This window comes from Gammaproteobacteria bacterium (assembly GCA_022340215.1).
In the GTDB taxonomy this organism is placed as follows: Bacteria; Pseudomonadota; Gammaproteobacteria; order JAJDOJ01; family JAJDOJ01; genus JAJDOJ01.
On record JAJDOJ010000217.1, the window covers coordinates 1 to 21,472 of the forward strand.

Annotated in this window: 18 protein-coding genes and 3 pseudogenes; 16 read left to right on the forward strand and 5 right to left on the reverse strand. The window is 63.3% G+C overall.

Annotation, left to right across the window (positions count from 1 at the left end; genetic code table 11):
- Window positions 1–254: 254 nt before the first annotated feature.
- Complete coding sequence (locus LJE91_14895; GenBank protein ID MCG6869965.1) at window positions 255–467, reverse strand: type II toxin-antitoxin system HicB family antitoxin; 213 nt, start codon at window positions 465–467, stop codon at window positions 255–257.
- Complete coding sequence (locus tag LJE91_14900; GenBank protein MCG6869966.1) at window positions 460–720, reverse strand: type II toxin-antitoxin system HicA family toxin; 261 nt, start codon at window positions 718–720, stop codon at window positions 460–462. Before LJE91_14900 ends, LJE91_14895 begins: the two co-directional genes overlap by 8 nt.
- Before the next feature lie 939 nt (window positions 721–1,659).
- Here LJE91_14900 and LJE91_14905 point away from each other — a divergent pair.
- Window positions 1,660–1,848, forward strand: a pseudogene (locus LJE91_14905) (addiction module toxin RelE).
- 39 nt (window positions 1,849–1,887) lie between these two features.
- On the opposite strand, the gene LJE91_14910 reads toward LJE91_14905, so the two are convergent.
- Complete coding sequence (locus LJE91_14910) at window positions 1,888–4,842, reverse strand: Tn3 family transposase (GenBank protein ID MCG6869967.1); 2,955 nt, start codon at window positions 4,840–4,842, stop codon at window positions 1,888–1,890.
- Window positions 4,832–5,437: a recombinase family protein gene (locus LJE91_14915; GenBank protein MCG6869968.1), complete on the reverse strand. Its 606-nt coding sequence runs from the start codon at window positions 5,435–5,437 to the stop codon at window positions 4,832–4,834. Before LJE91_14915 ends, LJE91_14910 begins: the two co-directional genes overlap by 11 nt.
- A gap of 823 nt (window positions 5,438–6,260) precedes the next feature.
- Between LJE91_14915 and LJE91_14920 the strand changes: the two genes are divergently transcribed.
- From LJE91_14920 to LJE91_14940, 5 genes are all read left to right on the forward strand, one after another.
- A complete protein-coding gene (locus tag LJE91_14920; GenBank protein ID MCG6869969.1) occupies window positions 6,261–6,494 on the forward strand; it encodes a hypothetical protein in 234 nt (77 codons plus the stop codon).
- Window positions 6,495–6,606: 112 nt separating this feature from the next.
- Window positions 6,607–7,344: a cysteine hydrolase gene (locus tag LJE91_14925; GenBank protein ID MCG6869970.1), complete on the forward strand. Its 738-nt coding sequence runs from the start codon at window positions 6,607–6,609 to the stop codon at window positions 7,342–7,344.
- 91 nt (window positions 7,345–7,435) lie between these two features.
- Window positions 7,436–7,912 (forward strand): nuclear transport factor 2 family protein, encoded by a 477-nt coding sequence (locus tag LJE91_14930; GenBank protein ID MCG6869971.1) that lies wholly within the window; start codon window positions 7,436–7,438, stop codon window positions 7,910–7,912.
- Between the two features lie 84 nt (window positions 7,913–7,996).
- Window positions 7,997–9,742: an MOSC domain-containing protein gene (locus LJE91_14935; GenBank protein ID MCG6869972.1), complete on the forward strand. Its 1,746-nt coding sequence runs from the start codon at window positions 7,997–7,999 to the stop codon at window positions 9,740–9,742.
- Window positions 9,743–9,790: 48 nt separating this feature from the next.
- Window positions 9,791–11,170: an FAD-containing oxidoreductase gene (locus LJE91_14940; protein ID MCG6869973.1), complete on the forward strand. Its 1,380-nt coding sequence runs from the start codon at window positions 9,791–9,793 to the stop codon at window positions 11,168–11,170.
- An 89-nt stretch (window positions 11,171–11,259) separates the two neighbouring features.
- Here LJE91_14940 and LJE91_14945 read toward each other — a convergent pair whose 3' ends face one another.
- On the reverse strand, window positions 11,260–13,092 hold the full coding sequence (locus LJE91_14945) for a sigma 54-interacting transcriptional regulator (protein MCG6869974.1): 1,833 nt from the start codon (window positions 13,090–13,092) through the stop codon (window positions 11,260–11,262).
- Between the two features lie 244 nt (window positions 13,093–13,336).
- Here LJE91_14945 and LJE91_14950 point away from each other — a divergent pair, with 244 nt between their 5' ends.
- From LJE91_14950 to LJE91_14995, 10 genes and pseudogenes are all read left to right on the forward strand, one after another.
- Window positions 13,337–13,834, forward strand: a complete 498-nt coding sequence (locus tag LJE91_14950) for a hypothetical protein (protein ID MCG6869975.1) — start codon at window positions 13,337–13,339, stop codon at window positions 13,832–13,834.
- Between the two features lie 64 nt (window positions 13,835–13,898).
- Window positions 13,899–14,135 carry a hypothetical protein gene (locus tag LJE91_14955; protein MCG6869976.1) on the forward strand — a complete coding sequence of 79 codons (237 nt, stop codon included), beginning with the start codon at window positions 13,899–13,901 and terminating at the stop codon, window positions 14,133–14,135.
- Window positions 14,136–14,452: 317 nt separating this feature from the next.
- Window positions 14,453–14,685, forward strand: a pseudogene (locus LJE91_14960) (DUF433 domain-containing protein).
- A gap of 5 nt (window positions 14,686–14,690) precedes the next feature.
- A pseudogene (locus LJE91_14965) lies at window positions 14,691–14,970 on the forward strand (transposase).
- 339 nt (window positions 14,971–15,309) lie between these two features.
- Entirely contained in the window at window positions 15,310–16,485 is a 1,176-nt protein-coding gene (locus LJE91_14970; GenBank protein MCG6869977.1) for a lactonase family protein, read from the forward strand.
- A gap of 933 nt (window positions 16,486–17,418) precedes the next feature.
- A complete protein-coding gene (locus tag LJE91_14975) occupies window positions 17,419–17,841 on the forward strand; it encodes a VOC family protein (protein ID MCG6869978.1) in 423 nt (140 codons plus the stop codon).
- A 122-nt stretch (window positions 17,842–17,963) separates the two neighbouring features.
- A complete protein-coding gene (locus LJE91_14980) occupies window positions 17,964–18,458 on the forward strand; it encodes a DUF1772 domain-containing protein (protein ID MCG6869979.1) in 495 nt (164 codons plus the stop codon).
- Between the two features lie 343 nt (window positions 18,459–18,801).
- Window positions 18,802–19,959, forward strand: a complete 1,158-nt coding sequence (gene istA / locus LJE91_14985; GenBank protein ID MCG6869980.1) for an IS21 family transposase — start codon at window positions 18,802–18,804, stop codon at window positions 19,957–19,959.
- Window positions 19,949–20,662: an IS21-like element helper ATPase IstB gene (gene istB, locus LJE91_14990; GenBank protein ID MCG6869981.1), complete on the forward strand. Its 714-nt coding sequence runs from the start codon at window positions 19,949–19,951 to the stop codon at window positions 20,660–20,662. Before istA ends, istB begins: the two co-directional genes overlap by 11 nt.
- A 451-nt stretch (window positions 20,663–21,113) precedes the next feature.
- On the forward strand, window positions 21,114–21,472 hold a 359-nt coding region (locus LJE91_14995), incomplete at its 3' end, for a hypothetical protein (protein MCG6869982.1).

The window sequence follows — 21,472 nt, forward strand, 5'->3', positions numbered from 1 at the left end:
GCCGTTGCCCGGTTCGCAGTTCGTAAGTGGGACACAGTGGACGCTCGAGAGGTCAAGCTCGGAGGTCTGTACTGGGTCGTTTGCCGCCTTTCAGCATCTTCATAATAGAAGCGTTGGCTAGAGCTATGGATTCGGCTGGAGTCGGCCAATTGCGGACTTAACGAGCCGCTAAGGCGCGCGGCCACTAAGCCGACCGCGAAGCGCCACCCGCGCTTACCCGCGTCGCCTTGAGCGGCTGGTTAGCGCTAGAAAGGCTACGCGAATATCAGCCGCCTGCCGCGAGGCTCCGGCACCGGATCGCCGAACTCCTTTGCTGTCTCTATCCAAAGCTGGATAGCCTCGTTAGCATTCCGCAGAGCTTCTTCCTGTGTGCTCCCATGTGCAGCGCAACCCGGGAGCTCAGGGACTTCGGCGACAAAGGCATCGTCCTCATCGCTCCAGTACATTATGATTTCGTACTTATTCATCCTCTCCTTCCGCCATACCGTACTTTACGATCACGTTTCTAACCTGGCGCACCTGGTAGGGTTTCGCCTTGTTTCCCTCTCTCTGGAGATTAATCTTTTCCTCAACACCTTCTTTTCGAAATAATTGGTGGCTCCCTCGTGTACGCTCCTCGAAGCCAAGCCGGATCAAGAGCTGTCGCAAGTCGACAAAGGAAATGTTCGCATCTGATGTGCCCCGGAGAATCTGGATCAACAGCTTCTCGTGCCTTTTCATACCTTTCCCTGACTTGGGCTAACGAGCAGATGAGGAGCGCGCATTGGCGCGTCTGACTCGATCTGCCTTGATAGCGTGGCGGTTGGTTTGCCGACTAGTTTTGTTATTGAGGCGCGCTCCTCATCTGCTCGATAGCTCCGCGAAGCGGAGCTATCCAGTAATTCTGTGGTTTCCGAATAACCTACAATGTGCGGGTTATACCTGTCGGCAGTTACAGCGCCAAGCCATATCTGCGGGATAGTATACTTGGCGGCGTGTTATCCTGCGTGAAGCCTTTCCGCCGATTCAGCTCTCCTGACCTCACAGGACCTCCGCCCCTTGCATTGCACACGGGAGAAAGGAGGCGGGCGCAGAGTTTCTGACCGAAAAACCGCTTGTCGACTTTCTGCAGCCACCTTTCATTTGGATGCTGTTGGCTGCTTGGGCTCGGTCTTTCTCGTTAGGCCTTTCCTTATATAAGCCTTGGCTAAAGGACCGGGTCGGGTCGGGAGCGAACCACCGCGCAAAAACGGGCCGAGAGGAGCTACCGGGCGGCAGCTTACGGCCAGGAAGGGACACTTAGGAAAGGTACTGCAGGGCCTTCTGCCTTTACCAGGCCCCGGATTGCGTTTGACTACAAATTGTCGAGAGGACCGGGTGCAATATACAGGTGAGGCGAACCTGCTCAAGAAGTTTGGGTTGGCGGGGTGGAGAGGCTGATTCTAAACCCCATTAGCGTAGCTCCTTAGAAAGCCACTACGGTATCGGGCTAGAATAGGCGAAAGCAAGCCGGGGTCGCGATTTGCCGGTTCTGATAACGAGGCAAACATCGCTCGCTTCGAGTCCAAATCGGGCAAAACCGGCGTCGAGGATCTGGCGGGCCACTGCCTGGCTCGGCACTGGGCCATGGGGTCAGGTCTCGCATTGTAACATGTTGTCGACCAAGTTATATTCTCGCGCATGGCCAGACCGTTGCGCATTGAATTCGCCGGTGCCCTGTACCAGGTCACTTCTAGGGGTGATCGGCAAGAGGCAATCTTTGAAGACGACGAAGATCGCGAGGTGCTTCTTTGCAGCCTGGCGGAGGTGTTCGAACGGTTTAGCTGGGTCTGTCACGCCTATTGTCAGATGACCAACCACTACCATCTGGGGTAGACCCAACAGTCGTGTCACCAGCCGCCACTTCGCTCAAGGCAAGGCCAGCCGAGTGCTCATGTCGAGCTCGAATCGTCCGTACGGGTTGACGTGCTCCCAGATCAGCGGCGTCAGCGCCGCATAGTCGCGAGGTGTAAGCCTTCCCTGCCAATGCGGCTGCGCCAGCATGGTTTGGATCATCAGCGTGTTGATGTAGACCATGCAGTTCTGGATCAGGTGGAGGGCGAGCATGCTGATCTCGTGGTCCTCGCGGCGGTTGCTCACCATCTCGCCGCGCCGGGCGAAGAAGACGAAATCGGTCGCTCCGTTCCACTGCTCGACCACGTTGAGTCCCTCGTTGATCTCGCGGCGCAGGGCCTCGGAGTGCAGGTAACGGCACAGAAAGATGGTCTTGATCGCCTTTCCAAGCTCCGCCAGCGCCTTGTACGTGGGGTGCTGCACGTTCTGCCGGGTGAAACGCCGCAGGATCGCCTCGGTTTCGGCGGTCCCTAGGCGCAGTGCCGTCGTGTACTTGATCATCTGGTCGTACTGCTGCCCGATCAGCCCCCAATCGATCGGTCGGGTCAGAACCAGTTGGAGATTCTTGTAGGCATCGGCCTTGCCAGTTTCCGGCCGGTACAGCTTCTGCGAGTGGATAGCCTTCAGCCGAGGCAGCAGCTCGAAGCCGAGCAAGCGACAGAAGGCGAACGCGACCGTGCTCTGGCCGTGCGAATCGACGTACTGGCGGTCGACTTCCATCTCGGTGCAGTGATGGAGGACACCTTCAATCATCGAGGCGACCTCGGAGGAGGACGGCGACTTCAGTTGGCTGTGGATACACAGCGACTTGCGCTCGACGTGCCAGTAGATCATGACGCCGCGTCCACCATAGCGGACATGCCATTGAGTCGTTAGGTTCTGATCCCAGGAACCGAAATGCTTGGAGTCCGAGGCGCAGGCCGTCGTTCCATCTCCCCAGATGGCCGGGTTGCGGGCATGCAAGGTCCCGTCGGCGATGATGGCAATGGCTCGGCGCATGACATCGACGTTGAGGTAACGACGCCGCACGTAGGCCAGGTCCTTGGCCGTCGTACCGGAATCTAGGCTCGCCATGCGCTGCAAACCGGCGTTGGTGCCGATCCCGTGCAGGCACAGCAGCAAGCGTGGCTGCAAGACTGCTCGCTCCAGGGTCTCGTAGGCGGTCGGGCTTTTGAGCACATCAGTGAATCCGAGCCGAAGATCCGCTTCCTTGACCATATCGAGCAGGTTCGTCATCGGCCAGGTGACGTTGAGCTCCGCCTTGAGGGCGGTCAGGTTGGGCGGATCGGGTTGTGCGTCCAAGGGTGTCAGCGTGATCCAGCCGCCGCCCTTCTTGGTGTTGAGTCGGACGGCAGGATTCTTCTTCAACCCAGCATCCAGGGCACTTAGGACCTCGTGCATCTCGGCCTGCAGGTCGGTGACGAACCGCTCGACCTCCAACGGCAGATCCAGAGACTGGTAATAGCGTTCGCGGTTGCGCTCAAAGTCGGCCGGCAGGTCCTCGTCGGGGTTGCGGTAGCGGTTGGCCCCGACCACCCAGATTTCCTTGCAGCGTAGACGCTCGCGCAGGGCCTCCAGCACGGCAATCTCATAGGTGATGCGGTTGACGCGATCCTGCCCGGCGGCGTCCTGCTCCATCACCGCCTCGCGCCATAGACCACGCACGACGCCATCGAGCGGAACGTCCTCCTCGGATGGAAATGTCCGGACCTTGCTCTCCGCGAAGCGCTTGACCAGATCGAGCGCTTGCATCACCGGACGGTGGCGGTCGTTGTTGCAGCGGAAGTCGAGAGCAGCCAGTAGCCGGGGTACCATGCGCCGGTAGTGCCCGCGGTAGGAGTTGCGGATCACCGCGCGCAGGGTGAGGCGGTAGGTTGGCCCGGTGGCCTTCCACTCCTTCACCAGATCTTGCAGCGTTTGTTCGCCCACCACTGGAAAAACCACGTCACGCACGACGCCATCCGGCTCGGCCAGCGTCGCCTCGGCGAGGGCGAACAGCAGGTTCTGTTTGCCCGTGACGCGCTTGAGGTCTTCCAGCAGCTCGCGCTCGACCTTGCGCTCGGCACGTGCCCCGATCGTGTGGATGGTCTCGATCAGCAGATCGCCGAGGTCATCGGTCAGCGTGCGCACGCGCAGATGCACGAACGCGGCTAGCCAGGTCAGCCGGGCGGCGTCCGGATGTCGGCGCAGCTCGTAGGGGGCTTCCACGGATACGCGGCGACGGCAGCGTTCCAGGTCGCGCGGCACAGCGTCGTCGAACAGGTCCGGAGGAAGCTCGATCCCTCGCAGGAGATCCAGCTTGGCCAGTTCGTCCTGCATGCTGGCAAGACTGGGACGGCCGGGGTTGCCGAGCAGCTTCAACAGGACCGCAGGGACCTGGCTACTGACCTCATCCTCGGCAGCGGATTCGTCGCTCCCCTCCGGCCGCAACAAGGCGTCCAACCGCTTGCGCGTTGCCGAGGAGAGTCGCTCGACAGTACGGGCGTGAAAGCGGTCGTCGTAGGCGCGCACCGCCGAGCGGGCGATGCGCTCCATGCGTTCGACGGTCGGGGGCTCGAGGGTGAGCTCGCGGCAGCGTGCTTCCAGGCTCTCCATCAATGGAGCAATCTCGCTACCGACAGCGCCGATGACCTGATCGCACAGCCAGCTCGTCAGATTGTCCGCGTCGGCGACAGTCGCTTCGCGGAAGCCAAAGCGGCTCCTGATTTCGGCGCGCAGACGCTCGGCCGAGCGGTCACTGAGGGCGGCTTCGTCATCGTTCGGAGGCGGTAGGTCGAGCTGCTCGCGTAGTGCCCGGATCGCGTGCGCGTCGACCTCCGTGGCGTCACGTGGAAACCGACCTCGCTCACGGAAGAAGACCAAGAGCACGGCGAAGCCGAGCCGACTTGTCCGCCGCTTGGATTCCACCAGTCGCTGCTCGTCTGGTGTGAGGTGCCAGTGATCCTGACCACGCACCGCATCATCCGGCATGCGGCTCGGTTCCAGATGAGTTCGGACCGGACCAGCCGATGCGAGCCAGTGTGTCGATCAGGGTCGATCGTTTGACGCCAAAATTGCGGCACACAGCCGCTTTGGACATGCCGCCGTTCAGCGCTGCCAGAATGGCCTCAAGCTTCTCGTCGACGATGACCGGTGGGCGGCCGCCGGTGCGACCGCGCCGCTTGGCGGCAGCCAGCCCCGCCAGGACCCGCTCCTGGATCAAGGCCCGTTCGTACTGGGCGAGCGCACCGAAGACGTGAAACAGCAACTCACCGGAGGGCTTGGTGGTGTCCATGCCTTCCGTCAGCGAGCGGAACGCGACCTGCTTGTCCTTGAGCGAATCGATGATGGTCAGGAGGTGGGAGAGCGATCGCCCGAGGCGATCCAGCTTCCAGACAACCAGCACATCACCCGCCTGCACGAAGTCCAGCGCCTTGGTCAGACCGGGACGGTCATCCTTGGCCCCGGAAGCGTGATCTGCGAAGAGATGCCGAGCATCGACGCCCGCTGACAGAAGCGCATCACGCTGCAGGTCGGTGCTTTGCCGGTCAGAGTCGGAAGAAACGCGCATGTAGCCGACAAGCATGAGCGGAAAACCACAAAATTGAGGTTTCCGTATACTAGCTCATTACGACAGGGTTTTCCGTTGACTCAGAGAGCCCCGAAGCACGCTTCCCGAGAGGATCTTTGAAGACCATCGGAAAACAGATGTTTTCCGACAGGATGACGACAGCTCTCGGCCAACAGCCGACATCGTGACCGTCGTTTGTGGCGGTCCACTGTAGAGTTTTCCGACGGCGCGTCCAGAGGGGTTGGTGACGGCAGGTGGGGGTGCCATGAGCGGAAATCCGTCTCCGTCGGATTAGGGGCGGCGAACTGCAATTGATCGGCCAGTCGATGCTGTGCCGGTGTGCGTTCTAACGGGGTAGTCGGCATCGATGTCCCCCGCCGCGGACATGAGCAATGAGCGGTCGGAGCTGCGGGCGGGTTACGAGCAAGGTGACTGTGCACGATCAACTGTGCTCTGGGTAGGAGGCGGCTTCGACTTCGCCTGCCTCAGCCCAAGTTTTTTCAGCGGCACGCACAGTTCCATCCTCGACAAAGCCTGCTTGCCGCTGGCAACCGCTCCGCCAGTCCAGCCGTGCGATCGAGCAAAGGCGGCTCCGATCGTCGCACGACCAAGCCCCCGCCAGCGCCCGTTCAGCGGAGCCGCACGCTAGCGGCGGCGCGCCCGCCGACCGCTACGCCCCTCATCCCATCACCTCGATTTTTCGGGTATCGCGTCACAGGTTCTTGTGGGCCACAAATTTCCGTGGCGTCGAGAGGATCGCTAAGCAACTGTTTTGGAATATTTTTTAATCTTGGCTCGACATTTGTACTAGAGAGGTCGTACGACAGGAGGGGCCGATATGAACGCCAGACGACGCAGTCACCTCATCAACCTGAACCGTGGACTGATCTGCGCCCTGAGTCTGGGCGGCATGGTGCTCGATGGCCTGCACGTTGCCGACCTGTTATGCGCGCTGGCCCTGTGCCTCTGGCTCTGGCTGCCGCTTTGCACGCGCTTGGAAGCACAGCTGTTGCAGCGCGTGGAGCGCAAGCGCGGCTGGAGACGAGCAGGCCGGGCCTCTCCGTCGCTATAGCCCTGCGCTGTCACGCATGCCGCGGCAGCAGCCAGGACTTCAGGGCCGGTGCTCGAAAACGCGCCGGCTGCCCAGAGCACCGCTCATCCATCCAACGATCCGGAGCAAGACAATGAAGACCGTCGCCAAGACCCTGTATGTCGCCGCATCCCTGACGCTAACCCTCTCGCCCGCCCTCGCGGATCTGCCGAATCCCGGCATGGAGATCGACCCGAGCCGAACGGCCCTGGTCGTGACCGACCCGCAGATCGACTTCCTCAGCCCCAAGGGCGTGGCCTGGGGCGTCGTCGGCAAAAACGTCGAGGCCAACAACACCGTCGAGCATATCGAGCACTTGCTCAAGACCGCGAAGGCCGAGGGCATCCCGGTCTTCATCTCGCCGCACTACTACTATCCGCATGACCACGGCTGGCGGTTCGAGGGCGCGCTCGAGGCGCTGATGCACAAGATCGGCATGTTCGACCGCAAGGACCCCTTGAGCCTCGCGGGCTTCTCGGGCTCCGGCGCCGACTGGCTTGCGCGCTACAAGCCCTACATCGAGGACGGCAAAACCACCGTCACCAGCCCGCACAAGATCTACGGCCCCGAGACGAACGATCTGGTGCTGCAGCTGCGCAAACAGGGCATCGACAAGGTCGTGCTGGCCGGGATGTCCGCCAACCTCTGCACCGAATCCCACTTGCGCGAGCTACTCGAGCAGGGCTTCGAGGTCGCCGTGGTGGCGGATGCGACGGCGGCCGCTCAGGTCGAGGAAGGGGATGGATACGCCGCCGCGCTCGTGAACTTCCGCTTCCTGGCCAATACGGTGTGGAGCACCGAGGAGGCGGTTGCGGCCATGCATGGCGATTGAGCCGTGCCCCACGCCTGTCCCCCGGCGCGACCCCGCCCTTGGCGCGCCGGGGGCACCACCCCGCCAACCACCGACATAGAAGAGAACGCCCATGAGCACCACCGATCCCAGACCGCCGCTTCCCCCCTTCACCGCCGAGACCGCCGCGGAGAAGGCCCGCCTCGCCGAGGACGCCTGGAACAGCCGCGACCCCCAGCGGGTCTCGCTCGCCTACACGTCGGACAGCCGGTGGCGCAACCGCGCGGAGTTCGTCAACGGACGCGCGCAGATCGTCCAGTTTCTCACCCGCAAGTGGGCCAGGGAGCTCGACTATCGGCTGATCAAGGAGGTCTGGGCCTTCACCGACAACCGTATCGCCGTTCGCTTCGCCTACGAGTGGCACGACGACGCGGGCAATTGGTTCCGCTCCTACGGCAACGAGAACTGGGAATTCGACGAGAAGGGACTCATGCGCGTGCGCTTGGCGAGCATCAACGACCAACCGATCAGCGTCGAGCAGCGCCTCTTCCATTGGCCGCCGGGACCGCGGCCCGAGGGACACCAGGGCCTGTCCGAGCTGGCCTTGTGACCCGACCGGCAACGGCGAGCCATGCCTGTGCCGGCGATGACGGCAGCCCCGCCGAGCCAAGGCCAACCAACCTGGACTGAAACCATGAAACTGCTCTCCGTCAACGTCTCTCTCCCGAAGGAGGTGCCCCACCAGGGCGCCACCATCACCACGGGTATTTTCAAAGAGCCCGTCGTCGGGCGCGTCAGGGCGCGCATGCTGAATCTCGACGGCGATGGCCAGGCGGACCGGAAGGTCCACGGCGGACGCGACATGGCCGTGTATGCCTATCCGGTCGAGCACTACCCTCATTGGCAGGCAGCGCTCCAGCGCGCGCCCTTTCCGTTCGGTCAGTTCGGGGAGAACCTGACGCTACAAGGGCTAACCGAGGAGCAGGTGTGCGTCGGTGATCGGTTCCGCGTGGGCGGCGCCCTGCTGCAGGTCACGCAGCCCCGCATCCCCTGCTACAAGCTCGCCCTGCGCATGGACACGGGGCCGGACTTCCTGCGTCGGTTCCTGGACAGCGGCCGGCTCGGCTTCTACCTGCGCGTCATCGAGGAGGGCGAGATCGGCGCGGGCGACACCATCGAGCGCGTAGACAGCGACCCGCGCTCGGTCACCATCGCCGAGTTCATTCATGCTTACCGGTCCGGAAGACGCGATCCGCACGGCCTGCGGCGCGTGCTTGCCTCCCGCGACCTGGGGGATGCCTGGCGCCTGCACCTGGAGAAGCAGCTAGACGCGGCCCAGTCGGCGCCCGAACCGCGGGGGTGGGATGGTGAGCGCTCGTTCGTCGTGGATCGCAAGGTCGCGGAAACGCAGACCGTCACGTCCTTCTATCTGACTCCCGAGGACGGGGAGGCCTTGCCTGCATTCAAGCCAGGGCAGTTCCTCACCCTCAGCTTGGACATCCCGGGCCAGCCAAGACCGGTCACCCGGACATACACGATTTCCGACGCCCCCAACCCCGACCACTATCGACTGAGCGTCAAGCGCGAGCTGCCCCCGGCGCATCGGCCCGAGGCACCGCCCGGCCTCTCGTCGAGCTACTTCCATGACCAGGTCCGGCCCGGTACGAAGCTCCGCGTCAGGCCCCCCCGGGGTGAGCTCTGCCTCGACCCCGGTCAGGAGACGCCGGTGGTGCTGATCAGCGCTGGGATCGGGTTGACACCCATGATCAGCATGCTCAACGCCATCGTTGCCGCGGGATCCAAGCGGCCGGTCTGGTTCATCCATGGCGCGCGCAACGCTCGCGAGCAGGTCATGGGTGAGCACCTGCGTCGTCTCGCCGCCGAGCATGACAATGTCCATCTACATGTCCGCTACAGTCGGCCGGAGCCGGGCGACGTTGCCAGGCAGAGCCATGACGGCGTCGGTCATGTCACGGTGGACGTGCTGAAGGAGCTGCTTCCTCCGGCAGCCTCCGACTTTTATCTCTGCGGGCCCACGCCGTTCATGCGCGCCCTCTACAACGATCTGCTGGGCTGGGGCGTCACCGAGGACCACATCCACTATGAGTTCTTTGGCCCCGCATCCGTCCTGAAGGCGGGTGCCGAAAAGGCCCCAACGAAGGTGGTTGACGCTATACCCTCCGCCGCCTTTGAGGTGGTCTTCGAGCGGTCTGGCGTCACAGCCGCCTGGGACCCGGGCGTCGGGAGCCTCCTGGAACTGGCCGAGGCCCATGGCCTGCGACCGGACTACAACTGCCGCTCCGGGATCTGCCAGACCTGCCTCTGCACGCGCATCGCCGGGGAGGTGACCTACCGCATCGAGCCCCTCGAACGCCCGGATCCCGGGTCGGTGCTGATCTGCTGCTCGGTACCCGCGAGTGACCTGATCCTCGAGATCTGACAAGCCGGGACTGCCGGTCCGCTCCACACCATCGAAGAGGAATACGCCATGGCCACGCACTACGATGCAATCATCATCGGCGCCGGGCAAGCCGGTCCCGCGCTCGCCCAACGGCTGACCAGCGAAGGGCTGAGCACGGCCATCATCGAGCGCGAGCACGTCGGGGGGACTTGCGTCAACGTCGGCTGTACGCCGACCAAGACATTGGTCGCCAGCGCCCGCGCCGCCTACATGGCCCGCCGCGCGTCCGATTTCGGTGTCATGAACGACGGCGAGGTGCGCGTCGATCTGGCCCGGGTCAAGGCCCGGAAAGACGCCGTCGTGCGGGCCTCCAGGGACAGTGTCTCCGAGTGGCTGAGGAGCATGCCGAGCGTCAGTGTCTATGAAGGCCATGGCCGGTTCGTCGGTCCGGATCGGGTGCGCGTGAACGGGGAGGTCCTGAAGGCCGAGCGGATCTTCATCAACACCGGAGCGCGACCGGCGGTCCCGGGCCTGCCCGGGCTCGATCAGGTGGAGTCTCTGACGAGCACCGGCATGCTCGATCTGGACGTCTTGCCGGAGCATCTGGTCATCGTCGGGGGCAGCTACGTCGGGCTCGAATTCGCCCAGATGTACCGCCGATTCGGCAGCCAGGTCACGGTGATCGAGCAGGGCGAGCGGCTGATCCGTCACGAGGACCCGGACGTGTCCTGGGCCGTGAAAGCGATCCTGGAAGCCGAGGGCATCGAGGTCCGGCTGAAGTCCGCCTGCCTGAGCGTTCGCCGGCAAGACGACGGGATGGCCGTCCACCTGGCGTGCCAGGATGGACCAGCCGAGATCCTGGGGAGTCACTTGCTGCTGGCCGTCGGCCGCCAGCCCAACACGGACGACCTGGGGTTGGACACCGCCGGTATCGCCACCGACGGACGGGGCTTCATCAGGGTGGACGAGCGGCTGCGAACGACCGTTCCCGGCGTCTGGGCGCTGGGCGACGTCAATGGCCGCGGTGCCTTCACCCACACCGCCTACAACGACTACGAGGTCGTCGCCGCGAATCTGCTTGACGACGACCCACGGCGCGTCTCCGACCGAATACCGGCCTATGCCCTCTACATCGATCCGCCGCTCGGCCGAGCGGGCCTAACCGAGCGGCAGGCGCGCGAAACGGGCCGTCCGGTCCTCGTCGGCAAGCGCATGATGACGCGGGTCGGACGTGCCCGCGAGCGCGGCGAGACGCAGGGATTCATGAAGGTGCTGATCGACGCGGAGACCCAGCGCATTCTCGGCGCCGCGATCCTCGGCATCGGCGGCGACGAGGTCATCCACTCGCTCCTCGATGGGATGTATGCCGGTACGCCTTACACGGTCATCCAGCGTGCCGTGCACATTCATCCTACCGTCAGCGAGCTGATTCCGACGCTCCTGGGTGACCTGGCCCCCTTGGAGTAGCCCGGGGGATCGACGCGGAGCTCCCGGCACCCGGCTAACCGACGGCGCAGCAGGGGATTGGCCAGGATGGCCAACAAAGCGGCATCGCCCTAGGGCTCTTTGCGCAGACCCAACGCCTTCATCTTGTAGGCGAGTGTGGATGCCTTGAGCCCGAGCAGCTGCGCGGCGCCGTTGCTTCCCCAGACCTTCCACCCCGCATGCCGCAGCGCGGCCAGCATGTTCGCCTTCTCGCGCGCCCGGATCTCCGCGTCGGTGACGAATCCGGCGTGCCCATTCGGTCGCTCTGCCCCGGGCTCCGTTGGCGGCGGATCGACGGTATTGCCGGCACCGCCCGGCATGGCCAGATCCAGCCGGGCGCGCCCGCCCGTGCCGAGGATGACGGCGCGCTCGATCACGTTCTTCAGCTCGCGAATGTTGCCGGGCCAGTCGTGGCGCTGCAGGGCCTCGATCTGCTGCTGTGACAGGCGCATACCCTCGCGCCCCAGCTCCGCGCAGGCGCGCTCCAGGAAGTGCTGGGCCAGCGGGGCGACGTCCTCGGGACGCTCGCGCAAGGACGGCACCTGGATCGGGAAGACGCTCAGGCGATAGAAGAGGTCCTCGCGAAAGCGTCCGGCCTTGATCTCAGCGTCCAGGTCACGGTTGGTGGCGGCCACCACGCGCACGTCCACCTGGATCGTGCGGTCGTCGCCGACCCGCTCGAGCTCGCGCTCCTGCAACGCGCGCAGCAGCTTGCTTTGCAGGCTCAAGGGAATCTCGCCGACCTCGTCCAGGAACAGGGTCCCGCCGTCGGCCAGCTGCAGGCGCCCGACCCGATCGCGGTGCGCGCCGGTGAATGCGCCCTTGACGTGGCCGAAGAACTCGCTCTCGAAGAGCTCCGCCGGGATGGAGGCACAGTTGACCTTCACCAGCGGCTTGTCGGCGCGGTCGCTGCGGGCGTGGATGGCGCGCGCGATCATCTCCTTGCCGACGCCGGACTCGCCGAGGACCAGCACGCTGGCCGGTGTCGGGGCCACGGCGGCGATCTGTGCCAGGGTTTGCCGCAGCGCCTCGCTGGTCCCGATGATCTCCCCGAAGTCGGAGTTGACCTTAATCTCCTCGCGCAGATAGTCGCGCTCCAGCTCCAGCTGCTCTTTGAGGCGCGCGATCTCGTGGTAGGCCGCTTCGCGCTGCTGCTCGATCGCCCGGCGCTCGCTGACGTCGCGAAACACCACGACCGCCCCCTGGATGGCGCCGTCCTGGAGGATCGGTGTGCTGATGTACTCGACCGGAACAGGACGGCCGTCGGTGTGCCAGAACACCTCATCGTCCACGCGATGGACTTCACCGTCCCTCAGCGCGGCGTAGATGGGGCATTCTTCACGTGGGTAGGGCGAGCCGTCCGCGTGGGAGTGATGATGCACATCGTGTGAGACCGTGCCCATGATGTGGTCCGGATCCCAGCCCAGGATCTCCATACTGGCCGCGTTGCCGAACGTGAGCCGGCCCTCCCGATCGAAGCCGTAGATCCCGTCGCCCACGGCGTCGAGGATCAGCTCGTGCCGAGTGCGCAACTGCCGCAGCTCCCCAAGTGCCGTGTCGTGATCCCCGCTGCAGGTCACGGCCAGCACCAGCCGCGGCGATGCCGCGTCCGGAGCTGCGCGCCAGGCCGAGAGCAGTCCCCGGGTGGTGCTTGCGGCTCGCCCTCTCAGGGACACGGGCATGTTCTCGATTGTGTGATCGCCGCGCAGCAACTCCCTCAGACGATCGGCGAGCTCGGGCGGTTGATCCGCCACGAGCAGGGCGTCGAGCGACATGGCCCGCGGCTCCGGGGGCTCCGCCAAACCAAGACGCTGGCGCCAACCACGGCTGGTGTGAAGGCAGGTCAGCGCCTCGTCCAGCTCCGCCACCAGTGTGGGCGCGTCGGCAAACGGCCATGCGGTCATCGATGTCTCCCCAAATTTCTGCGTATCAGACCACAGAAATTTGTGGGACACAAATCTCTTGAGTTGACGCTCCCATCTTATCTATCTGTTTTTGATAAAGATTAAGGGTTGGCATGGCGCTTGTATTAAAGCAAGTGCACGACCGGAAAAGCCATCGAGCGCCGGCGGCACGAACCGCGAGCCATACGTCTTGCGGAGCCCACAAACCCCGCCAGTTACTGGCGACCACCGAAAAGGTAACGACATGAAGCCCATCCACACTCTGATCACCGCAGCCACCATCATCGGCAGCCTCTCCACTGTATCCGTGGCACTCGCCGTCGATGAGTACAACCTCTCAAGCGGCACGACCCGCACCGGCGAGCGCGTTGCGCTGCGCGGCACCGACAGCGTGGCTCTCGCCCTCGGTCTCGGCGTCACCGACGGCCAAGCCAAGTTCGGCCACGTCCACGACGGGGTCGCCTACTACTTCGCCAGCCCGGACACGCGCGACGCCTTCGCCGCCAATCCCGCAGCCTACCTGCCGCAATACGGCGGCTTCTGCGCCTTCGGTGTCGCGGTCGGCAAGAAGCTCGACGCCAATCCGCGCTTCGCGGACATCGTCGATTCCAAGCTCTACTTGTTCCTGGACGCGGCCGCCTTCGCGGCCTACGAGGAAGACAAGGCCGGGACCTTGGCCAAGGCGGAGAAGAACTGGCCCGGGATGCATCACGTCGCGGTGTCCGAGGTCAACAGCCGCTGACCCCTGATTGTCCGACGCGCTCACACGATTCAAGAAGCAACCTCAATCGACTGGAGAACAGACCATGAAACACATCCTCAGCACCCTCGTCCTGACGCTCGTGATCTCACCGGCATTCGCGGGCCAAAGCGGTTTCGGCGTCGGCGGACCGGATTCCTATGTCTGGGCCGAGATCGATAGAAGTCCGCTGGACATTGCTGCAAGCCGCACGGATCAGCGCAACCAAGGTCGAATCCCGCCCGGCGGGCGGATGAGTCCCGACCTGGCGCCCGGAAGTGCCTTCTACGGAGGATTCCGGTAGGCCAGCAGCACGACCGGGGGGACAGGGACCTCTCCGGTCGCGTGCGCGAGTGCGCTTCGACCTCCACGACCTGGAGTCGTCCAAGGCGCAGGACTGCTGTCGGGTCAGCCGCCACCTGAAGCGGCGTTTGAAAGTGCCGTGCCCGCGCTCGATACTGCATTGCGTCAGACGCAGTCTTCTGGAGCCCGACGGTGACTCACCTAGGGAGACGCTGATTTATTGGCCATCCTGGCCAAAAATCAGCACGGAGGGCGAAAACGCGGTTTCCGCTCTCCTTCATTGTCAGTCGCTTAGGCGACTGAAACTGGCTGGGCGTCCTGCCCCGCGCGGGAAGCGCTGAATATTTCAGCGCTTCCCTAGATCGCATTACCCTTGACCCGAGCATTTGCCACGGCGAACCCTGCGTCCGGCGCATGCGCTGGCCGGTGAAGCCGTGTTGGACTTGGTGTCGTCTGGCATGTTCATGGACGGGATCCTCGCCGATCACCCCGAGCTGGAGCGCGAAGACCTCATTGCCTGTCTCCAGTACGCGCGCCTTCTGGTATCCGGTGTGCGCTGCTGGCCTTCTACGATTACCCGGCCGAGCATTTGGGTGCACATCCGCACCACCAATCCGATCGAGTCGACCTTCGCCACGGTGCGTCTGCGAACCAAGCGCTCGCGCAACTGCGGCTCACGCGAGACCACCTTGGCGATGGTCTTCAACCCGCTTCAGAGCGCGCAGAAGCGCTGGAAGCGCATCAAGGGATTCAGGAAGCTGGAGTTGGTCGTCAACAACGTCCGGCTCCGCAATGGAGCGGAAGTCGTCGATCAGTCAGACAGGGTCGCCGCCTGAGCGGCTATACACCAGATTTGACAATAACTCCACTGCAAGCAGGTCATACCGCCAACTTTCAGTTTCGTATTCACCTTCGTCAGCCGGAAAGGCCCACAATAACCCAGTGCAACACCTCAATATTTTTAAATTTGAGCAACAGGATTTTGTGTTCCTCAAGTTATTGAGGTTATTCAACATTCTTATGTGATTGTTTTTGTGAGAAATAATTGTTTGGCACGCCCTTTGCCCCCGAGCGAATAACCGTCGATGACCGGCGGCTCACTCTGCAGGCCTGACGGCTCGTGGAGTTCACTTACCTCGCCCCAAACGGGCGACAATCGCTAGAGGACTTTCGATATGAAACGTGCAGCAATCGACTGCGGTACCCCACAAAGAGAATCGCGTTCGACTAATACGCTTCGCAAGACCGGCACTGCCGCAGGCCTGCTGCTGGCTTCGATCTATCCTATATCTGCTTTGGCCAGTGGCGACCCGGTTGGTGCGGTCTACACCATGAGCAATGATGCCGGCGGCAACTCTGTACTGGTCTTCGACCGGGACAAGAGCGGCAGACTGACACCGTCGGGGGAGTTCTCCACCGGCGGTCTGGGTACCAGTTCAGGGCTGGGCAACCAGGGTGCGGTGATTCTCGATCCGTCCAATCGCTGGCTGTTCGTGGTCAATGCGGGCAGTAACGAAATCTCGGTATTCGCCGTCACCGAGGATGGGCTGAATCTGGTTGATGTGAAGGACTCCGGTGGTGTCAGCCCGATCAGCCTGACCTATTCACACGACCTTCTGTATGTACTGAACGCAGGTGGGACCGTTGATGCTCCTGACTCGATCACCGGCTTTCGGGTTACCGATGACGGGGTGCTCAGCCGGATCCCGGGTTCGACTCAATTCCTGAGCGAAGTCAGTACCGCCCCCGCCCAGATCACTTTCAATTCGGATGGGGATGTACTCGTCGTCACCGAGAAAGCAACGAACCTGATCGATACCTTCACCGTTGACGACTCCGGTGTTGCAGGTCCGGGGATCTCCTATGCATCAGAGGGCACAACACCATTCGGATTCGCCATCGGCAAGCGCGATCAACTGTTCGTCAGCGAGGCGGCCGGAGGGGCGGCCGAGCAGGGTTCGGTATCGTCCTATCAATTGGGCGAGGACGGCAATCTGAGCCTGATCAGTTCGGCAGTACCCACCAGCGAAACTGCGGCCTGCTGGCTGGTCGTGAGTCATGACGGTCGCTTCGCCTACACCACCAACGCAGGCAGCAACACCATATCCGGTTATAACGTCGCATTTGACGGTTCAATCTCCCTTCTCGACGAGGATGGAGTTACCAGCAAAACCGGTAAAGCCAGCGGGCCGCTCGATATGGGAATAAGCAATGACGGCCGCAACCTCTACACCCTGAACGGACGCAACGATACGATCGGTAGCTTTGAGATCAAGGAGAAAGGCGGCCTGTCAGCGTTGGGCTCGAGTATCGACGTACCGGTATCGGCCAACGGTCTGGCCGTGCGTTAAGCCGATATAATCGGTAGCAAGGCGAAGAACGTCGACGAGCGATTCGCTCTCAGGCTGTCTTCTGACTCAATCAGCTGCCCTAGCGGTTATTGGTGAAGAAGGCCGCCTGGGGGCGCGGGGCGTGAAGTTGTCAATGGGCAACCACATACGCTATCCGCGGGACGTTCCAGCGCGCCCGGGTGCAACCCGGGAATGAAGCACTGCTCTTCCAGATAAGGCTGCGCTTCACCCAGGGATGGCACCAACCATGTCATCTTACCACCGCTGGACTTCATTGCCCGGCTGGATCTTCAGGTGTGGAAAACAGGGGTTATTATATTGCGGGCAGGGGTGGCATTCAGGGTGGCCACAGGGCGATCGGAGGTCGATGGGACAGGCGGGCGCGTTGTGGAGTGCCGGGGCTCGCATCTGCGGTGCATCGTGCCGCCGGGGGACGAGTGGGGCTGCACCGTCACCTGCGAGAGACGGCGGCTACCACGCAATGCGCTGACCAAACTCGAAGTCGGACTCGGGCTGTTGGAGGAGGTCCCGGTGCGGCGCCGGCTCGGGCGCCTCGTCCCAGGCGGGCGGTGCGCGGGCGGGGGCCAATGTACTTAAAACAAAGGGCGTGCTAAATCCGAAAGAAACGGTCAAGACATTGGAAAGAAGGCTTTTTTCTGACCGGCCAGGCTGTCACTCAGGCGCAACGGTAATCCGCGGGCCGCGACGATTCGCGGGTCGGTCGCGAAGGATGGAGGGCGCCCATCCGCGGCGGGCTTCGGCTACGCCGGGTGACAACGAGACCAGATCGGATGGAGAGCGCGGGCCTGGAGCCCAGCGGCGCGGAGACCTTCGAGACGATTCGCCGGTGCGGCCGCATATCCGCCCGTTGGAACGCGCGCAACGGGCGCCACTTTGTCTCAAGATGCACGCAAGCGACCTGGAGCAGCCACCATGCGTCAGCCGAGCCCCATCAACATCGCTCTGATCGACCACGTCGTGATTCGCGCCGTCGACCTGGAGCGCATGATCGCCTTCTACAGCGACGTTCTGGGCTGCCGGTTGGAGCGTGGGCCAGGTGAGATCGGGCTCGCCCAGCTACGCGCCGGGCAATCCTTGATCGACCTGGTCGATGTCGAGAGTGACTTGGGTCGAGCGGGCGGTGAGCCTCCGAAGCACCGGGCGCCCAACATGGACCACGTCTGCCTCCAGGTGCAGCCCTGGGACCCGGACGCCATCATCGCGCACCTGCGGGGACAGGGCGTGGAGGTGGGTGAGATCGTGACGCGCTACGGTGCCCTGGGCAGCGGACCCTCACTCTACATCCGCGATCCAGAGGGCAACACGGTCGAGCTCAAGGGCGTCGTCCAGGGCTAGGCCGAGCAAGACGCCAGAATCCCCGGAGTGGGCGTCCTGCTGCCGCGGGCGCCAAGGTGACGTGCAACTCGCTCCGGCTCCTTCCTGATATACGCCCCTGCGCTCAACCGACTGGAGACATCATGGGACTCTTGCAGCTCATCCTGCTCTTGGCGACGTTTCTGTCCTCATTGGTCGCAGGCTTCTTGTTTGCGTTCGCTGTCGTGGTGATGCCGGGCATCAAGCGCTTGAGCGACAGGGAGCTCATCCAAGCATTTCAGGTAATGGATGCTGTGATCCAGCGGGGGCGACCGATCTTCGTGCTCGTCTGGGCCGGCTCGGTGGCGACATTGGCCGTCGCGGCCGTCCTTGGCTTGTGGTACTTGGATGGAGCTGATCGCCTGCTCCTCGTCGTCGCGGCGACCCTCTATCTTCTCGGTGTCCAACTCCCGACACTCGTTGTGAACGTTCCGCTGAACAACCAGCTCCAAGCGCTCGCTCTCGATGGCCTGGATGAGCAGGCGCAAGCATCGGCGCGCAGGGCATTCGAGCCGCGCTGGAATCGATGGAATGCGATCAGGACGGTCATGGCGAGCCTGGCTTCCATGTTGCTGATACTCCTGATGCTCAGGCTTTAAGCAGACTCCTAAGTGATCAATCGAGCCCAGAGGTCACAGCCAGGGTCGGCCCGCACAAGACACCGTCAGTCACAATCGCTTCTGGGACCACGATCGATTTGCTCGGGCGCACCGCGGGGCATCGCCTTCCGAGCCCGACAGACTAATTCTACTTTGTGACCTTTTCCTCAACTTTTGGAATTGAAAGGCTTTTAGTTATCAACAGGCGAAAGTGACATTTCCATCATGTTAATCAGCATGGAAAACTGACCAGGTTCAGGGGGGAAACAGCGTCCAACATTGACCACCCCCTGGTGTCTGTCACCCTCCGGCGTTTTCGCTGGAGAAGCCTGGGGTGTTATGCATGGAAACGGTTGCCGAGATCCGCCGTCGCCACCTGGTTGACGGCGAGCCCATCAGTGGGATTGCCCGCGAGCTAAGGCTGTCGCGCAATATCGTCAAGAAGTATCTGCACCAAACCCAGCCGCCGGCCTATCGCCGGCGCGAGCAGCCCAAGCCGAAGTTGGGCAATTACGAAGAACTGCTGGTGCACTGGTTAGAGCAGGATGGCCAGCGCCCAAAGCGGCAACGGCGCACGGCCCAGCGCCTGTTCGAGGATCTCCAGGCGCAGGGCTATGCCGGAGGCTACGACAGCGTGCAGCGGGCGGTGAAAGCCTGGAAGCAGTCGCGTAGTCGCCTCGTTAGCACGCAGGCGTTCATTCCCCTGGTGTTCCCAGCGGGGGACGCGGCCCAGTTCGACTGGAGCCGCGAGCAGGTCGAGCTCGACGGTGTGGTGCAGACCATCAAACTGGCGCACTTTCGCCTGGCCCACAGCCGTCAGTGCTTCCTCGTGGCCTACCCGAGGGAGACGCAGGAGATGGTCTTCGACGCCCATGACCGCGCCTTTGCCTTCTTCGGCGGGGTGCCGACTCGGATGATCTTCGACGGCTACTTCGAGCACCCCTGCCGGGCCTCCTCCACCTGCACCGTGGCCTACGACCGCAACCGCTACAGTGTCCCGGCCGAGTACGCCGGAGCGCGGGTCTCACTGCGTGCCAGCGCCGAGCGCATCGTGGTGGTGGCAGAGGGCGAGCAGATCGCCGCCCATGCGCGCAGCTTTGCCCGTGACCGTCTGGTGCTCGACCCCTGGCACTACCTACCGTTGCTGGAGCGCAAACCGGGGGCGCTGCGTAACGGGGCGCCCTTCGTGCAGTGGGAGCTGCCGGCCCCAATCGCTGCAGTCAAGGACAAGCTGCTGCGCCAGCCCAAAGGCGACCGTGCCTTCGTCGAGATCCTGCTCGCCTTGCGCGAGCATGGCTCGGAGCTGCTCTGCGTGGCCTGCGAGCTGGCCCTGGAGCATCGCACGGTGAGCGCCGCGGTGGTCCTCAACCATGTCCATCGCCTCAAGGCGCCGCTTCCTATGGCTCCCCTTGAACGCCCCGAGCACTTGAGCCTCGTCCACGAGCCCCAGGCCGACTGTGCCCGCTACGACCAACTGCGGGGACCCTGTCATGAGCCATGAGCTGACCGTCCAGCTGCGCGCTCTGCGCCTCTACGGTATGGGCACCGCCCTAGAGGAGCTGCTGGCAGAACGCCCCCGAAGTCCCGCCGACCACCTGGCCTGGATTGGACGGCTGCTCGAGGCCGAGCAGGTCGAGCGCCAGGTCCGATCCCTGCGTTACCAGCTACGGGTGGCCCGCTGCCCCCTTCATCGGGAACTGGACCATTTCCAGTGGGAGGAATCCGATGTCGAGCGCGCCCTCGTCGAGCCCTTGGCCAACGGCAAGTTCACCCAGGAGGCCCACAATCTGATCCTGGTCGGCGGGACTGGCACCGGCAAGACACACCTGGCCACCGCCCTGGGGGTCGCCGCTATCCACCAGGGCAGACGGGTCCGCTTCTACAACGTCGTGGACCTGGTCAACCGCCTGGAGCAGGAAAAGGCCCAGGGCAAGGCCGGCACCCTGGCTCGGCAACTGACCCAGGTCGACGCCGTCATCCTCGATGAGCTCGATTACCTGCCTTTCCCGCAATCCGGGGGCGCGCTCCTCTTCCACTTGGTCAGCCAGCTCTACGAGCGCACCAGTCTGATCATCACCACCAACCTCTCCTTCGGCGACGCCAAGATGACCACCGCCTTGCTCGACCGCATCACCCACCACTGCGACATCATCGAGACCGGGAACAATTCCTACCGCTTCCGACACCGCAAACAGGCTCGCTAGCCTGCTCAATTTTCGCCGCTGATCCCCGGTCGATCTTCCACGCTGACTGACACAGTTGACCTTCACCAGCGGCTTGTCGGCGCGGTCGCTTCGGGCGTGGATGGCCCCGCGCGATCACGAGCAGGGCGTCGAGCGACATGGCCCGCGGCTCCGGGGGCTTCGCCAAACCAAGACGCTGGCACCAACCACGGCTGGTGTGAAGGCAGGTCAGCGCCTCGTCCAGCTCTGCCACCAGTGTGGGCGCGTCGGCAAACGGCCATGCGGTCATCGATGTCTCCCCAAATTTCTGCGTATCAGACCACAGAAATTTGTGGGACACAAATCTCTTGAGTTGACGCTTCCATCTTATCTATCTGTTTTTGATAAAGATTAAGGGTTGGCATGGCGCTTGTATTAAAGCAAGTGCACGACCGGAAAAGCCATCGAGCGCCGGCGGCCCGATCCGCGAGCCATGCGGCTTGCGGAGCTCACAAACCTCGCCAATCTCTGGCGATCACTGAAAGGTAACGTCATGAAGCCTATCCACACTCTGATCAGCGCAGCCACCCTCATCGGCAGCCTCTCGACCGCATCCGTGGCACTCGCCGTCGATGAGTACAACCTCTCAAGCGGCACGACCCGCACCGGCGAGCGCGTTGCGCTGCGCGGCACCGACAGCGTGGCCCTTGCCCTCGGTCTCGGCGTCACCGACGGCCAAGCCAAGTTCGGCCACGTCCACGACGGGGTCGCCTACTACTTCGCCAGCCAAGACACGCGTGATGCCTTCGCCGCCGACCCCGCGGCCTACCAGCCGCAATACGGCGGCTACTG

What these genes read in the sequence shown, in the direction of transcription:
- LJE91_14895 (MCG6869965.1), bottom strand. Translation starts at nt 467, where the DNA reads ATGAATAAGTACGAAATCATAATGTACTGGAGCGATGAGGACGATGCC.
- LJE91_14945 (MCG6869974.1), bottom strand. Translation starts at nt 13,092, where the DNA reads ATGACCGCATGGCCGTTTGCCGACGCGCCCACACTGGTGGCGGAGCTG.
- LJE91_14915 (MCG6869968.1), bottom strand. Translation starts at nt 5,437, where the DNA reads ATGCTTGTCGGCTACATGCGCGTTTCTTCCGACTCTGACCGGCAAAGC.
- LJE91_14975 (MCG6869978.1), top strand. Translation starts at nt 17,419, where the DNA reads ATGCGTCAGCCGAGCCCCATCAACATCGCTCTGATCGACCACGTCGTG.
- LJE91_14935 (MCG6869972.1), top strand. Translation starts at nt 7,997, where the DNA reads ATGAAACTGCTCTCCGTCAACGTCTCTCTCCCGAAGGAGGTGCCCCAC.
- LJE91_14980 (MCG6869979.1), top strand. Translation starts at nt 17,964, where the DNA reads ATGGGACTCTTGCAGCTCATCCTGCTCTTGGCGACGTTTCTGTCCTCA.
- LJE91_14930 (MCG6869971.1), top strand. Translation starts at nt 7,436, where the DNA reads ATGAGCACCACCGATCCCAGACCGCCGCTTCCCCCCTTCACCGCCGAG.
- LJE91_14900 (MCG6869966.1), bottom strand. Translation starts at nt 720, where the DNA reads ATGAAAAGGCACGAGAAGCTGTTGATCCAGATTCTCCGGGGCACATCA.
- LJE91_14955 (MCG6869976.1), top strand. Translation starts at nt 13,899, where the DNA reads ATGAAACACATCCTCAGCACCCTCGTCCTGACGCTCGTGATCTCACCG.
- LJE91_14925 (MCG6869970.1), top strand. Translation starts at nt 6,607, where the DNA reads ATGAAGACCGTCGCCAAGACCCTGTATGTCGCCGCATCCCTGACGCTA.
- istB (MCG6869981.1), top strand. Translation starts at nt 19,949, where the DNA reads ATGAGCCATGAGCTGACCGTCCAGCTGCGCGCTCTGCGCCTCTACGGT.
- LJE91_14970 (MCG6869977.1), top strand. Translation starts at nt 15,310, where the DNA reads ATGAAACGTGCAGCAATCGACTGCGGTACCCCACAAAGAGAATCGCGT.
- istA (MCG6869980.1), top strand. Translation starts at nt 18,802, where the DNA reads ATGGAAACGGTTGCCGAGATCCGCCGTCGCCACCTGGTTGACGGCGAG.
- LJE91_14910 (MCG6869967.1), bottom strand. Translation starts at nt 4,842, where the DNA reads ATGCCGGATGATGCGGTGCGTGGTCAGGATCACTGGCACCTCACACCA.
- LJE91_14920 (MCG6869969.1), top strand. Translation starts at nt 6,261, where the DNA reads ATGAACGCCAGACGACGCAGTCACCTCATCAACCTGAACCGTGGACTG.
- LJE91_14940 (MCG6869973.1), top strand. Translation starts at nt 9,791, where the DNA reads ATGGCCACGCACTACGATGCAATCATCATCGGCGCCGGGCAAGCCGGT.
- LJE91_14950 (MCG6869975.1), top strand. Translation starts at nt 13,337, where the DNA reads ATGAAGCCCATCCACACTCTGATCACCGCAGCCACCATCATCGGCAGC.